The organism is Streptomyces sp. NPDC047515 (genome assembly GCF_040643055.1).
Taxonomy (GTDB): domain Bacteria; phylum Actinomycetota; class Actinomycetes; order Streptomycetales; family Streptomycetaceae; genus Streptomyces.
In genome coordinates this window covers 1-14,397 of record NZ_JBEYTM010000012.1, presented here as the reverse complement: position 1 = coordinate 14,397, position 14,397 = coordinate 1, and the positions used below count along the sequence as shown (strand labels likewise).

Here is a 14,397-nt window from a genome sequence, read left to right as displayed (position 1 = left end):
GGGTGAGGCCGATGCTGCGGCGGTCTTCGCCGGATTCACCGGGGCCGGTCCGGCGGACACCCCGGCCCGCGCGATCTGGAGGCGGGCAGAGCCGTCGGGGCCGGGGCGGTCGCCGACGCGTGGCTGTCGCGGGGGGTCCCGTTCGGGGCCGGCCTACGGGAGCAGCCGCTGCTCCTTCGCCACGGCGACGGCGCCCGCGCGGGTGTCGACGCCGAGTTTGTCGTAGATGCGGCCCAGGTGGGTCTTCACCGTGGCCTCGCTGATGAACAGGGCGCGGGCGATGTCCCGGTTGCCCAGGCCCTGGGACAGCTGGGCCAGGATGTCGAGTTTGTGGTCGGTGAGGCCGGGCCGGGGCTTGCGCATGCGGGCCATGACACGGCTGGCCACGGGCGGGGAGAGCGTGGTGCGGCCCTGGGCGGCCGAGCGGATCGCGGCGAACAGTTCCTCCGGGCGCTCGGCCTTCAGCAGATAGCCGGTGGCCCCCGCCTCGATGGCGCGGGTGATGTCGGCGTCCGTGTCGTACGTGGTGAGGACCAGGACGTGGGCCTCGGTGGCGGCGATGCGGCGGGTGGCCTCGACGCCGTCGATGCCCTCGCCGAGCTGGAGGTCCATCAGGACGACGTCCGGGGTGAGCTTGGCGGCCAGGGCGACCGCCTCCTCGCCGCTGCCGGCCTCGCCGACGACCTCGATGTCCGGTTCGCTGCCGAGCAGCGCGAGCAGCCCGGCGCGTACGACGGCGTGGTCGTCGCAGAGCAGGATGCGTACGGGCGGCTTCACGTTCATGCGGGGGCCTCCGGGGCGGGGGCGGGCGTGAGGGGGACGGCGGCGGACAGGACCGTACCCTCGCCCGGTGCCGACTCGATCGTCAGTGCGCCGCCGAGCTGGTGCAGCCTGGCGCGCATCGCGGGCAGCCCGTGGCCGCGTACGCCGTCGCCGGGCCCGGGGGTGCACGCGGTCGGGCGGTGCGGTGTGCTGCTCCCCCTCCACATGGCAGCGGACGGCGAGCCGCCCTTGCGCCTGCGCGGTCTCGCGTGCGGCCAGTGCGTGCAACGCCGCCTCCAGGCCGCCGCCCTCCGCGAGATCCGCCGGGGCCAGGTCGTGGACGAAGCGGCGGGCCTCGGCGAGATTGCGTTCCGCGATGCCCGTCGCCGTACGGACATGGCGGCGGGCGGTCGCCGGGTCGGCGTCCCAGGTGCGGTCGGCGGCCTGGAGCAGCATCTGCTGGCTGGACAGGCCCTGCGCGAGGGTGTCGTGGATCTCCATCGAGAGCCGCTGGCGTTCCGCGAGGGTTCCTTCGCGGCGTTCGGTGGCGGCCAGTTCGCGGCGGGTGCGCAGCAGGTCGTCGATCAGTTCGCGCTGCCGCACGGCCTGACGCTGCATGTGACTCCTCCCCGCCCTGAAGAGCGGGGCTTCTCGCTATGCCGGTTGGGCTTCGCGACGGACCAGCCCGGCCCGTAGGACGTTGAGAGCCCCGACTGTGTCGGCGTGTGAGCTGTGGCCGCACGCGACGCAGTGGAACTTCTTCTGTGTGGGCCGGTTTTCCTTCGCGGTGTGCCCGCATTCGGGGCACGTACGGGAGGTGTTGCGGGGGTCCACGGCGATCACTTCCCGCCCGGCGCTTTCAGCCTTTGCGTGCAGGATCGTCAGGAACACACCCCAACCAGCATCGTTGATCGAGCGGTTCAGCCCGGCCTTCGCGGCGGCACCGTTGGGCAGGAAGGTGCCCGGCTGGTCGGGGTCCGGCTTGGAGGCGGGGGCCCTGCTCATGTTGCGGATCTTGAGATCTTCGTGCGCGATGAAGTCGTGCGCGCGGACCAGGCCGAGGGCGGTCTTGTGCGTGTGGTCCAGGCGCTGACAGCGCACCTTGCCATGCAGTTTGGCGACCTGCTCCACGGCCCGCCGGTGGTTGGCGGTGCGGTCCTTCGCCTTGCGGCGCGGGAACCGGGACAGCGCCTGCTGGGCGGCTTCGAGCCTCGCGGCAGCGCGGCGTCCGTGCCTGGGGTTCTCCACGAACCCGCCGTTGGAGTCGGCGAGGAAGTTGGCGATGCCCAGGTCGATGCCGACCACGCTGCCCGCTGGCGGCAGTGGCTCGGGCCGCTCCTGCTCGGCGGTCAGTACGACGAACCATTTGTGGCCCTCGCGCTTGACGCTGACCGTCTTGACCTTGCCCACTACGGGCCGATGCTGGTTGACCTTGACATGTCCGACACCCTGCAAGCGCACGCGGGCGACAGAGTCGTGCGGGGTGGAATCCCAGCGGCAGCCGTCCCCGTCCTTCGGGAACTCCACCGTGTCGAACCAGTTCACCCCACGAAAACGCGGGTATCCAGGCGTCTCCCCAGCCTTGATCCGCCGGAAGAACGCCGCAAACGCCTTGTCCAACCGGCGCAAGGACGCCTGCTGCGAGGAGAACGGCCAACGCCCCTGACGCTCCGGGTCGAACGCCCGGATATCCTTCAACTGCGCCGACTGCATCCCGCACTTGATGCTCGTCTTCGATACATGACGGTAGGCATCACGCCGTTCCTGCAATGCACCGTTGTAGAGCGAGCAGTGATCTCGCAGCATCTCACCGAGCGCCTGGCCCTGCCGGACGGTGGGCCGCATGAGGAACTTGTACGCACGAATCACCCAGCCACCCCCCTTCGGTCAGTCCGATCAACATAGCTGGCGCCACTGACAACGCAGAGCACTCCGGCGCTCCGCGCCTCCGGTCCAAGGATCGCATTCCCGCCCGGCCTGAAGGCCGGGATTCCCCGCGAAGATCAGGGATGGACGAAGACCGCTGTGGCGACGGCCGCCACCGCCGGCGGTGCGAGCACCAGGTTCGGGTCGAAACCCTCGGCCAGCCGCAGTTGCGCGGCGACGACGAACAGGGTGAGCAGGGCGACGAGCACGAGTGCGGCGCGTGGCGGAAGGATCCGCAGCCCGGTGTAGAAGAGCGGGACCGCGCACCACGCGAAGCTCGGCGCGAGGGCCACCAGCACCATCCATACGGCGACCAGCACCCCCAGCCACACCAGGCTGCGCGGCGTGGGACGCGAACCGAGCACCGGCCCGAGCACGTACAGCACGGCCAGCGCGACGGAGAGCGCGATGATCCACGGGGTGCGGCCCTCGCCGGGGTGCCGCAGCAGGAAGCGGGCGAGCGAGGCGCCGAGCAGCAGGAAGAACGCGGCGTGCATCAGGAACGTGAGCCGGCGTGCGTCCGGGTCGCCGCTCCCGCGTGCTCCGGTGGCGCCGGTCCGTCCCGTGCCGGTGCCACCGGCCCTTCCCCTGCCGGTGCCGTCGGTTCGGCCCGTGACCGTGCCGGGTGCCGATCGGGTTCGGTGCTTCACCTTGTGCCCTCGCTCCTCACTGTCGTCGTCGGCACTGCTGACCTGCACGGACACGTCCATGGTCGCCCCGGACGGCCACCCCCGCATCAACCGATCGGCCGATGGGGCCGTCGGCCGTCCCGCGCGTGGCATCGAGCCGGTTCGTCGACCGTACGGCGCCCTGTGCGGCCGGAGGATCGATGACAGAGCGGAAGAAGCTCACCCACCGAACTGCTGCCGAAGGAACCCACCATGAAGAAGCTGTCGCCGCGTACCCGCGTCCTGACCGGTGCCGTCGCCGCCGTCGCACTCGGCGCCGGGACCTTCGGCGCCATGTCCGCCAACGCCTCCACCCCGGCTGCCGCGCCCGCCGCCGCCGTCCAGGCCGACACCTCGAACCGGAACCTCCAGCAGACCACCCACCTGACCGTGGCCGCCACCAAGGCCGCGCAGGCCAGCCTCGACGCCGCGCAGAAGGAGAACCAGCGTGTCGCCGTCGCCGTCGCCGTCGTCGACCGCAACGGCAACACCATCGTGACGCTGCGCGGCGACGGCGCGGGCCCGCAGGCGTACGAGTCGGCCGTGAAGAAGGCGTACACCGCAGTCTCCTGGAACGCGCCCACCTCCGAGCTGGCCAAGCGCCTGCAGCAGGCCCCGACCCTCAAGGACATCCCCGGCACCCTGTTCCTCGCGGGCGGCGCCCCGGTGCAGGTCAAGGGTGCCCCGGTGGCGGCCATCGGCGTGGCCGGCGCCCCCAGCGGCGACCTCGACGAGAAGTTCGCGACGGTCGGTGTCGCAGCCCTCGCCAAGTAGGCCGAGCGGCCCGAACGCGCGCGCAGGCCGGGCAGGCCTGAGGGACGGGCGGGCCTGAGCGCCGGGCAGACCGGGCAGGCCTGAGGGACCGGCAGGCCGGGCGGGGGCCCCGCGTCCTTCCCCCTCGCACCCGCCCGGCCCGCTTCCCCCAGCCGGCCCACCGCGCCCCGCGCCCGGCCGGTCCGCCGCGTCCGCACCCCGCGTTCGGACGCCGCGCGCCTAGGATCACGTGTGTGGATCACCGAACACCGGTTCGCCGCAAGGCACGAGCCGCCGTCCTCGCCCTGCTGGTTCTGACGACCTCGACCGGTTGCGCCGGCGGTGTCGAAGGCGCCCCCGGCGCGGCCGGTCTGCACGACCCGTACTTCCCGAAGCTCGGCAACGGCGGTTACGACGTCACGCATTACGACCTCGCCCTCGACGTCGACGCGCCCGCCCGCCGGCTGCGCGGCACCGCGACGATCACCGCGCGCGCCACCCAGGACCTCAGCGCCTTCAACCTGGATCTCGCCGGGCTCACCGTGCAGTCCGCGACCGTCGAGGGCCGCCCGGCCGCCGTCAACCGGGCCGGCCACGAGCTGACGCTGCGCCCCGACGCCGACATCGGGAGCCACCTGCGCAAGGGCCGGACGTTCCGTACCTTCGTCCACTACTCCGGCTCCCCGCAGACCATCACCGACCCGGACAAGTCGAAGGAGGGCTGGCTGAGGACGGCGGACGGAGCGGTCGCGCTCGGTGAGCCGACCGGGTCCATGGCCTGGTTCCCCGGCAACAACTACCCGAGCGACAAGGCGTCGTACGACATCACCGTCACCGTCGCCAAGGGGCTGACGGCCGTCTCCAACGGCGAGCTGGCGTCCCGCGCGACCTCGGGCGGCACCACCACGTACCACTGGCACGTCGCCGAACCGATGGCGAGCTATCTCGCGACGGTCGCCATCGGCCGGTTCGACACGAAGTCGTCGACCACCCCGGACGGCATCAAGGTGTTCACCGCCGCGGACACGAAGGTGGCGGCGGACAGCGCGCGGGTGCTCGCCCGTGTTCCCGAGGTCGTGAAATGGGAGGCGGAACGTTTCGGCCCGTACCCCTTCTCCGCCACGGGCGCGATCGTCGGGCGTCCCGGGGACGCCGGATACGCGCTGGAGACCCAGAACCGGCCGTACTTCCCGGGCCCGCCGAGCACCGGGCTGCTCGTCCACGAGATGGCCCACCAGTGGTTCGGGGACTCCGTCACGCCCGAGAGCTGGCGGGACATGTGGCTCAACGAGGGCTTCGCGACCTACGCGGAGTGGATGTGGGAGGCCGACAAGGAGGACAACCCGGTCCAGGACCGGTTCGACGCCGCCTTCGAGGACGACGACAACTGGGCCTTTCCGCCCGCCGATCCACCGACGGCCGCGGACATCTCACAGGCGCCGGTGTACGGGCGCGGGGCGATGGTCATCCACAAGATCCGGCAGGCCGTGCACGACGACAAGCGGTTCTTCGCGCTCATCAAGGGCTGGACGAAGGCCCACCGGCACGGCAACGCGTCCACCGCCGACTTCACCGCCTATGTGGAGAAGACGACCGGCAAGGATCTGACGAAGCTGTGGAACACCTGGCTGTACGGCAGGAGCCGGCCCGCCTCGGAGGGCTGACCGGCTCCCGTGCACGACCGTTGGCGCTACTTCACGTTGACGCCGCTCCAAGCGGCGTCGACGGCCGTGAGTTCGGCGCTGTCCGCCCCGTACAGGTCGGTCGCCGCCTTCTCGGTGGCCGTGCGGGCGGCCGCGTAGTCGGTGGTCGACGTCATGTACTCGGAGAGGGCCTTGTACCAGATCTGGACGGCCTTGTCCCGGCCGATGCCGGTGACCGTGGAGCCGTCGACGGTCGGGGAGTCGTAGTCGACGCCGTTGATCGTCTTCGCGCCGCTGCCCTCGGACAGCAGGTAGAAGAAGTGGTTGGCGACGCCGGAGGAGTAGTGCACGTCGAGGTCGCCGACGCTGCTGTCCCAGTAGTCCGCGGAGCCGCCGTCCTTGCTCGGCTCGTCCATGTAGCGCAGCGGGGTGCCGTCGCCGTTGATGTCGATCTTCTCGCCGATGAGGTAGTCGCCGACGTCCGTGCTGTTGTCGGCGGAGAACTCCACCGCGGTGCCGAGGATGTCGCTGGTCGCCTCGTTGAGACCGCCGGACTCGCCGACGTAGTCGAGGTTGGCGGTGGACGCGGTCAGGCCGTGGCTCATCTCGTGGCCCGCGACGTCGAGAGCGGTGAGGGCGCTCTTGTTGTCGGCGCCGTCGCCGTACGTCATGCAGAAGCAGCTGTCGTCCCAGAAGGCGTTGACGTACGCGTCGCCGTAGTGGACCCGCGAGTACGCGGCCTTGCCGTCACCGGCGATGCCGTCGCGGCCGAACGCCGACTTGTAGAAGTCCCAGGTCTTCGCCGCACCGTAGGCGGCGTCGACAGCGGCGGTCTGGCGGTCGTTGCCGGTGCCGTCGCCCCAGGTGTCGTCGTCGTCCGTGACAAGGGCCCCGGTGCCGCTCTCGCCCTGGTTGAGGTCGTACGTCTTGTGGCCGCCCCGGTCGCCGTCGGTCAGCTCGAAACCGGAGCCGGTCTTGGTGGTCGTCAGATCGACCTGGCCGCTGTACTGGCTGTTGCCGATGCCGGTCTCGATCGCCTCGTAGCTCTGGAGCTTCTTGCCGGTGGTCGCGTCGGTGATGATGTGCAGCCTGCTGGGCGTGCCGTCCTTCTGCACCCCGGTCCGCACCGTCTCGAAGGCGAGGACGGGCTTGTCGTCGCCGGCCCAGATCACCTTGCGGGCGGCGGCCGCGGTCTTGATCTTCGCCGTCGTCGACGGCACGGATATCCGGGCCTTGGTCGCCTTGGTGACGCCCTTGAGCTTGCCGCCGCGAGCGGTGTGGGTCACCAGGTCGCCGCCGATGACCGGGAGCCCGGCGTAGGTGCGCTCGTAGCGGGTGTGGACGGTGCCGTCGGCGTCCTTGATCACATCACGGACGATCAGCTTCTCCTTGCTGCCGAGACCGAGGGAGTCGGCGGTCGAAGAGGCGTCGGTCTGGGCGGACTCGATGGCGGCGGTGCGCTGCGACGCGCTGTTCGCGCCGAAGGGGACGGCGCTGCGAGAGGCGGAGGGGCCGTCGGTGCCGTTGTCCGGGGCGGCGTTGGCCGAACCGGTCTGGACGCCGACGACGACCATCGCGGCCACGGCGGCCAGGGCTGCGGCGCGACGGGTGTTCATGTGGGGGGTCATGTGTTCTCCGTTGCTCGTTCCGTGGGGGGTTACGAGCGGAGAGCGTGCCACCGAATGACCAAGATTGACGGTGCACTAACAAATGCCTCACATTTTTTTGACTACTTCTTGTCCGAATGGGGTGCGCTTGTGTTCGCTATTCGGCGGAACCCAGGGGTAGTTGTGCAACATCGCGCAGACACGCGGGAGCCCCCGGCCGCAGGGGACGCGGCCGGGGGCTCCCGGTGTGTACGGATCTACTGGCTGCAGGAACGTCAGAGGTTGACGCCGAAGTCCTGGGCGATGCCGCGCAGGCCCGAGGCGTAACCCTGGCCGACCGCGCGGAACTTCCACTCCGCGCCGTTGCGGTAGAGCTCGCCGAAGACCATGGCGGTCTCGGTGGCGGCGTCTTCGCTCAGGTCGTAACGGGCGATCTCTGTGCCGCCGGCCTGGTTGATGATGCGGATGAAGGCGTTGCGTACCTGGCCGAAGTTCTGGCTGCGCGTCTCGGCGTCGTAGATCGACACCGGGAAGACGATCTTGTCGACCTCGGCCGGCAGGCCCGCCAGGTTGACGTTGATCTGCTCGTCGTCGCCCTCGCCCTGGCCCGTGACGTTGTCACCGGTGTGGACGATGGTCTGGTCCGGCGTCGACTTGTTGTTGAAGAAGACGAAGTGGCCGTCGGAGACGACCTTGCCGCCGGTGTCCACCGCGATCGCCGAGGCGTCGAGGTCGAAGTCGGTGCCGGTGGTGGTGCGGACGTCCCAGCCGAGGCCGACCGTGACGGCGGTCAGGCCCGGGGCCTCCTTGGTGAGCGAGACGTTGCCGCCCTTGGACAGGCTTACAGCCATGGGAAGTCCCTTTCATCGTCGAGTGCGGGCTTCATGCCATCGAGAAGCTACCGTCACAGGTCATAACGCGGACAAGGGACCGGGAGGTTCCTGCTCCCTTTACTTTCTTTACCGAAATCCCCCGTTCCGCCGAGGCCCCCTGCCCGCCGAGGCCCCCCTGCCCGCCGAGGCCCCCGCTCCTGTGCCGAAGCCCCTCCGGCCACTCCGTACGCGAAAGCCGGACCGTCCCGTGCGGCAAAAGAAGGTGACGAACGCCCACTGGGCCGGGGAACATGGGTGTCATGTCCGGGCCCTATGTCATCCGCGGTTCGGTCTCCCTGCCGGAGGCCGAGCTCATGTGGCGTTTCTCGCGGTCCTCCGGGCCCGGCGGGCAGCACGTCAACACCAGCGACTCCCAGGTGGAGCTCCGCTTCGACCTCGCGGCGACCCCATCGCTTCCCGACGTGTGGAAGGAGCGGGCGCTTCAGCGTCTGGAGGGCAGGCTGGTGGACGGAGTGATCGCGGTACGGGCGTCCGAGCACCGCTCCCAATGGCGCAACCGGGAGACGGCGCTCGTACGGCTCGCCTCCCTGCTGGCCGAGGCCACGGCGCCGCCCCCGAGGCCGCGCCGCAAGACCAGGATTCCGCGCGGTATCAACGAACGACGGCTGCGCGAGAAGAAGCAGCGCGGCGAGACGAAGCGCGGGCGCTCCGGCCGCGACTGGTGACGACGCGCGGGCACTTTGGCCGTGATTGGTGACGGAGCACGGACGCTCCGGCCGCGCGTCGTCGGTCGGGGAGTCTCACCCCAACTGCCGATACCGCCCCCGGAAGTACGTCAGCGGCGCCCCGTCGCCGCTCGGCAGGGCCGCGCTCAGCACCCGGCCGATCACCAGCATGTGGTCGCCCGCCGGGACCCGCTGCTCGGTGCGGCACTCCAGCGTGGCCAGCGCGCCCCCGACCAGCGGCGCGCCGGTGATCTCTCCCCGTGAGAAGGGGATGTCCTCGAACAGCAGCCGGTCGCTGATCCGGCCCTTCATCGCGAACCGTCCGGCGATGTGCCGCTGGCTCTCGGCGAGCACGGAGACCGCCCACAGCGGCTGCTCCGCCAGCAGATCGTCCATCCGTGAGCCGTTGCGCAGGCTGACCATGACCAGCGGCGGGTCCAGCGACACCGACATGAAGGCGGTCGCCGTCATCCCGACGTCCTCGCCGCGTCCGTTCTCGTCCAGGGGCGGTTCCTCGGCGGTGATCAGCACCACTCCGGCGGCCAGCCGGGCCAGGGCGCCACGGAACTCATCGTTGCTCACCCCCTCAGCATGGGGGATGGGCTCGGAACGCGGGGCGGGAGATTTCGTCTGCAACACACCCGGCACGCTAGCCGCGCCCGGCGTCCCGCCGCATCGGACCAGGGGACCAGGCCGGTCCTAGGACCCCGGTCACGGCCCCGGCGGCCCGGTGCTGCAACGCCCGGATTTGCGTTCAAGAAAAGGACGGACCGCAGCCGCGCGACACTCTCACCCCTTTACCACCTCTTGTGACTTGAGTCACAGAGTGCAATATTTGCTGACCCTGTGTACCGACTACACAGCTCACTGTGATTCAGTGGCCGTGACACTGCAGCAAGTACGTCGATATGAAACCTGGAGTGCTGTCGAGGTCTCGGGGAGTGCGAGCAATGGAGGCCGAGTCGGAGCCGTACGTCCGTCTTGCGACGCTGCGGCAGCTGCACCAGGCCGTCGCCGATCTCAATACGGCGCGGAGCCTGGCCGACACACTGCAGACCGTGGCCGACGGAATCGTCGCCGGTCTCGGCTACGAGCTGGCCTGCGTGAACCTGGTCCGTGCCGACGGCGATCTCGTCGTCGCTGCCTTCGCGGGCAACAGTGCGGCGGAAGCCCTCATCACCGGCCGCGTCGGCTCGCGCAGCTCCTGGGAGCGCAGGCTTTCGATGGGTGAGGAGTGGGACGAGCTCCGCTTCATACCCCACACCGACGGCTGGGTCCTCCTCGACGACGACGTACCGCAGTGGCACACCGACGGGCCCGATCCCCGCTTCGAGGACGAGTGGCACCCCCAGGACCGCCTCTACGCCCCGATGTACGCGTCCGGCGGCGGCCCCGATCTGCTGGGCGTCATCTCCGTCGACCGCCCCCGCAACGGCCGCCGCCCCGGCGCCTGGGGCCGTGAGGCCCTCCAGATGTACGCGTCGCAGGCGGCCATTGCGATCAGCAACGCCCGGCTGAGAGCAAACATGCAGCGCGCCCTGGTCCGTCTGGAGCGGGAGCAGCAGGCGCTGCGGGCCAGCGAGGAGTCCTTCCGCCAGGCCTTCGAGTACGCACCCAGCGGCATGGCCATCGCCGAGATGGGCGGCGACCAGCACGGCCGGCTGCTGCGCGCCAACGACGCCCTGTGCCGGCTGCTCGGCCGCCCGGCGTCCGTGCTGCGCCGCTACTCCTTCGCCGACCTCGTCCACCCCGAGGACATCGGCACCCTGCTGCGCACCTCCGCCGAGGGCGGTCGAGCCGAGCTGCGGCTCGGCCGGCGGGACGGCACCTACCTCTGGGTGTCGCTGCGCAACTCCGTCGTGGCCGACACCGCGGACGGCCCGCGCTTCCTGCTCACCCACGTCGAGGACATCGAGGAGCGCAAGCGGCACGAGCTGCATCTCGCGCACCGTGCCTCGCACGACGCGCTCACCGGTCTGCCCAACAGCGCCGAACTGCGCTCCCGGCTCGGCTCCCGGCTTTGCGAGCGCCCGCACTCGGTGGCCACCACCGCGGTCGAGGCGCTGGACGCGGCGTACGGCGACACCGACGATCCGGACGCGCGGACGCACGGCTACGACGTGGACGCGGCGCCCGGCGGGCCGTACGACCATCATGTGCATGCCGTCGCACCCGACACCGAGAACGACGACGGGGCGAAGGGCCTCGCGGTTCTCTTCTGCGACCTCGACGGCTTCAAGTCGATCAACGACCGCTTCGGCCACCACACCGGCGACGCCGTGCTGATCGAGGTCGCCCGGCGCCTGACCACCTGTGTCCGCGACGGCGACACCGTCGCTCGGCTCGGGGGTGACGAATTCGTCGTGCTCGCCGACGGACTCGGCGCCGCGGACGCCGCGGACCTGGCCGTACGCCTCCGTAACGCCATCATTCCGCCCATTCGGGTCGACGGCCGGGCGGTGCGCGTCGGGGCGAGCTTCGGCATCGGCTGGGCCGCCTGCGGCATGACCGCCGAAGAGGTGCTGCGCTCCGCGGATCAGCGGATGTACGTGGAGAAGCGGTCCCGGGCGAAGGTTCACCGCAGGGCCGGCTGATGTTCACGGCGGCGCCGTTCCTGCACCTGGAGGTGGTCGTGGGACGGGCGACGGCAATTCTTGGTGCGAGCCGTTCGGGGTAGGCTCGGCCGGTCGGCCACGGCTGGCAATTTTCGGCGACGGCTGGCGACATGGTGAGGAGTGACCCAGGGATGACGGCCGGGAACAACGGCGCAAACACGCCCGAGGACGACGATCCGTTCGGCTACCTGTACGAGGACGGACAGGCAGCGGGCGCCCAGCCGCCGAGGCAGGGCGGCTACGGCTACCCTCCGGCGGCTCCGCAGCCCGGTGTGCCCCGGACCTCCTACAACCAGGTGCGGACCGTCGGCGAGCGCCAGTACGGGCAGCAGGTGCCGCACCAGCAGGCGTACGGCCAGCCGAACGCGCAGTACGCGGCCCCGGAGACGTACCCCGGCGCCCCCACCGCGCAGGTCCAGCAGCAGGGCGGCCCCGGCAAGGGCGGCCCGAACACCAAGGGCCTGCTGATCGGGGCGGTCGCGGTGGTCCTGGTCGTGCTCATCGGCATCGGTGCCGCGCTGCTGACGGGCAACGACAAGAAGGACAAGAAGAAGGACGAGGCCACCTCCTCCGCCGACCCCGGCAGCCAGGTGCAGGAGTCCCCGAAGCCCAAGGAGTCCGCGAGCTCCGAGGCACCGGCCGAGCTGCCCAAGCAGGACGCGGCGACGCTGAAGCTCGGCGGTTCGGCGGAAGTCAGCCAGTCGGTCAAGGGCGCGGAAGGCCCGAACGGCTCATACGTCACGGGCTTCAACGCGGTTGGGTCATCCGTGACGTGGAAGGCAGCGATAGAGGAGGAAGGCAAGTACCGCTTGACGGTGCGCTATGCGATTCCGGCCAAGGACGCTAATGCAACGCTGACGGTGAACGGCAAGCCGAATTCGCAGCCCATCGGCCTCAAGAACTTCATCCACTCGTCCGACTCGAACTGGGAAAAGAACTGGCAGACCACCTGGGCGCCGGTCGACCTGATCAAGGGTGAGAACGAGATCAGCATCTCGTGCCAGGAAGGGAATCAGTGCGACGTGATCCTGGATTGGCTGGAAGTCACCCCTGCGAACGGTTAGCCCATTGAGGGCGAACGCTTTGCGGCCTCTCCTGGTGTCCGAACCCGGGAGAGGAAGGAGATCCGTGCCCTGAGGGGCGCGGAGACCCTCGCTATCCTGCGGGCGATCAATCCGATCGTTCGCGGGTGGGCGGCCTACCACCAGACGGTGGTGTCCAAGGAGGTCTCCGTCTCGCTGGACTCCTACCTGTGGCAGCTCACCCACCGGTGGGCTCTGCACAGGCACCCGAAGATCTAGGTCAGTGCCGATGGTTCGGGGGTGGTCGGGCACGCCGGGGCACGGCTGCTGGCGGATCTCGCTGATGCCACCGGCCTCACCGCCGCGTACTCCACCGCGCTCAGGCCGCTTCGGCCGCGCGGGACTGGGCATGATCCGGGCCGGATCGCCACTGATCTGGCGGTGACGCTCGCCGATGGCGGCGAGGCCATTGCGGATCTGGCCGTACTGCGGGACCACCAGCGAGACCGGCTTCGCGCATGAGCCGCTCGACCCGTTTGCGGCCGACATGAAACGCCCTCGCGCTTGAGGACGGCATGCACGCGTGGCGAGCCGTAGATCGCGTCGGAGTCCTCGTGGACCTGCCGGGTCTTCACGGTCAGCTCGGCGTCCCGGTGGTGCCGTTCGCACGGCTCCTTCTTCGCGCGGCGCCACCGGTAGTAGGTGGAGGAAGGGATGTGCAGTTCCCGGAGTAGGCTCGACTCCCAGGTGAGGGTGCTCGTCGTTGAGCACCCTCACCTGGGTCGGGTCGAGCTGCGCGGCGAAAAAAGCCGAGGCCGTCCACAGGGCCTCGTTCGCCCGGCGCAGTTCCCGCCCCTTGCGCCTGGCCACGCATTTCCATCGCCTCGCTGCACTGCCCCGACCCGTCGGCTGACCGGCAAACTCCCGTCCGCCCACGCCCCGAGGACCCCGGAGAACCCAACCACCGCGCCGGGACTCCACCCTGTTCAAGAACCTTTAAATTACCTCGGCCACCCAACAGCTGGTGATAGGCGACGCCGCCTCATCTCAACCAAACAGCGAGGCTAATTTTTCCAGACTTCAACCCCCGTAACGGTGGAACCGGTGTTGTCCGAGTAGGTACCCGGCTTCAGAGTGACTAGCTTGGTGCCCTGGCCGCAGCCGGTGCTGATGTGCCAGAGCACTATGCGATAGGACGTCTGGTTTGAGACGGACCGGGCAGTTTTGAAGGGATAGCAGCCGGGGTCTTGAAAGTAGACGGTCCTGGTTCCAGTCCTGTTCGTTCCCGACCATCCGCAGAAGTACCCTTTTGGACAGGTATTGGGATCAGCCGCCGCAGCCGGGGTGACAAAGCTGCCGCCCAGCAATGCGCCGGCCACAGCCGCGGTCGTCAGGCTTTTCCTGAGCATGCTCATATGAGGTTCCCTCTATCTAATGACTCCCCCGCATGGGGATTGCGTGTAGATCTTTCACGGATCCACACCTTTAAGTAAAGGCACGGCAAGGATGTCAGCCTGAAACCCTTCCTAGTCGATTTGCGTGATCTATTCCGATTTTCTCGACCCAGGAATGCCCTGGTTAGGTGGATAGTTCCCCTTATACTTGGCGACCTCGACGCGGGCGTCACCTACTCTCGGCATATGCATCTATGGCTGATTCTTTGCATACGGTTACCCGTCGTAGGAGCGGTGAAGGATGTGTAGGCCCTGGTTGCACTGGGCGCGCTTGGTGATCTGCTTAGCTTGCTTAGCTTGGCGTTTAACGTGGGCGGGCTTGGTGTTCTTTGATCGATTCGGCGCGTTTGACGGTCTTGCCGACGTCGTGGTGCCTGGCCCGGTGGCTG

Annotated in this window: 12 protein-coding genes and 3 pseudogenes; 7 read left to right on the top strand and 8 right to left on the bottom strand. The window is 69.4% G+C overall.

Annotated features, from left to right (window positions below; all coding sequences use genetic code 11):
* Positions 1-153: 153 nt before the first annotated feature.
* From ABZ826_RS12775 to ABZ826_RS12760, 4 genes and pseudogenes are all read right to left on the bottom strand, one after another.
* The gene (locus tag ABZ826_RS12775; protein ID WP_361446351.1) at positions 154-783 is read right to left on the bottom strand and encodes a response regulator transcription factor; all 630 of its coding nucleotides are present in this window, start codon (positions 781-783) and stop codon (positions 154-156) included.
* A pseudogene (locus ABZ826_RS12770) lies at positions 780-1,383 on the bottom strand (histidine kinase); the annotation flags it as partial. The gene ABZ826_RS12775 and the pseudogene ABZ826_RS12770, both read right to left, overlap by 4 nt.
* A gap of 33 nt (positions 1,384-1,416) precedes the next feature.
* Complete coding sequence (locus tag ABZ826_RS12765) at positions 1,417-2,631, bottom strand: transposase (RefSeq protein ID WP_361446349.1); 1,215 nt, start codon at positions 2,629-2,631, stop codon at positions 1,417-1,419.
* Positions 2,632-2,771: 140 nt separating this feature from the next.
* Positions 2,772-3,338: pseudogene (locus ABZ826_RS12760) on the bottom strand (sensor histidine kinase); the annotation flags it as partial.
* Between the two features lie 231 nt (positions 3,339-3,569).
* On the opposite strand from ABZ826_RS12760, the gene ABZ826_RS12755 reads away from it, so the two are divergent.
* Positions 3,570-4,130 carry a heme-binding protein gene (locus tag ABZ826_RS12755; RefSeq protein ID WP_361446347.1) on the top strand — a complete coding sequence of 187 codons (561 nt, stop codon included), beginning with the start codon at positions 3,570-3,572 and terminating at the stop codon, positions 4,128-4,130.
* A 233-nt stretch (positions 4,131-4,363) separates the two neighbouring features.
* Positions 4,364-5,773 (top strand): M1 family metallopeptidase, encoded by a 1,410-nt coding sequence (locus tag ABZ826_RS12750; protein ID WP_361446345.1) that lies wholly within the window; start codon positions 4,364-4,366, stop codon positions 5,771-5,773.
* 26 nt (positions 5,774-5,799) lie between these two features.
* Here the strand turns inward: ABZ826_RS12750 and ABZ826_RS12745 are convergent, their stop codons facing one another.
* Together ABZ826_RS12745 and ABZ826_RS12740 are read right to left on the bottom strand one after the other, a co-directional pair.
* On the bottom strand, positions 5,800-7,380 hold the full coding sequence (locus ABZ826_RS12745; protein ID WP_361446343.1) for a M4 family metallopeptidase: 1,581 nt from the start codon (positions 7,378-7,380) through the stop codon (positions 5,800-5,802).
* A 254-nt stretch (positions 7,381-7,634) separates the two neighbouring features.
* Positions 7,635-8,210, bottom strand: a complete 576-nt coding sequence (locus tag ABZ826_RS12740; protein WP_361446341.1) for a TerD family protein — start codon at positions 8,208-8,210, stop codon at positions 7,635-7,637.
* 272 nt (positions 8,211-8,482) lie between these two features.
* On the opposite strand from ABZ826_RS12740, the gene arfB reads away from it, so the two are divergent.
* Entirely contained in the window at positions 8,483-8,917 is a 435-nt protein-coding gene (gene arfB / locus ABZ826_RS12735) for an alternative ribosome rescue aminoacyl-tRNA hydrolase ArfB (RefSeq protein ID WP_361446339.1), read from the top strand.
* A gap of 75 nt (positions 8,918-8,992) precedes the next feature.
* Here arfB and ABZ826_RS12730 read toward each other — a convergent pair whose 3' ends face one another.
* Positions 8,993-9,499, bottom strand: coding sequence for a flavin reductase family protein (locus tag ABZ826_RS12730; RefSeq protein ID WP_361446337.1), 507 nt, complete (start codon positions 9,497-9,499; stop codon positions 8,993-8,995).
* Positions 9,500-9,867: 368 nt separating this feature from the next.
* Between ABZ826_RS12730 and cdgB the strand changes: the two genes are divergently transcribed.
* The 4 genes and pseudogenes from cdgB to ABZ826_RS12710 all read left to right on the top strand — a co-directional run.
* Entirely contained in the window at positions 9,868-11,511 is a 1,644-nt protein-coding gene (gene cdgB, locus ABZ826_RS12725; protein WP_361446335.1) for a diguanylate cyclase CdgB, read from the top strand.
* 152 nt (positions 11,512-11,663) lie between these two features.
* Positions 11,664-12,596: a CBM35 domain-containing protein gene (locus tag ABZ826_RS12720; protein WP_361446333.1), complete on the top strand. Its 933-nt coding sequence runs from the start codon at positions 11,664-11,666 to the stop codon at positions 12,594-12,596.
* Between the two features lie 3 nt (positions 12,597-12,599).
* Complete coding sequence (locus tag ABZ826_RS12715) at positions 12,600-12,833, top strand: group II intron maturase-specific domain-containing protein (RefSeq protein ID WP_361446670.1); 234 nt, start codon at positions 12,600-12,602, stop codon at positions 12,831-12,833.
* Positions 12,834-12,854: 21 nt separating this feature from the next.
* Positions 12,855-13,046 (top strand): annotated as a pseudogene (locus tag ABZ826_RS12710) (IS1380 family transposase); the annotation flags it as partial.
* A gap of 572 nt (positions 13,047-13,618) precedes the next feature.
* On the opposite strand, the gene ABZ826_RS12705 reads toward ABZ826_RS12710, so the two are convergent.
* The gene (locus ABZ826_RS12705; protein ID WP_361446668.1) at positions 13,619-13,963 is read right to left on the bottom strand and encodes a peptidase inhibitor family I36 protein; all 345 of its coding nucleotides are present in this window, start codon (positions 13,961-13,963) and stop codon (positions 13,619-13,621) included.
* Positions 13,964-14,397: the final 434 nt, after the last annotated feature.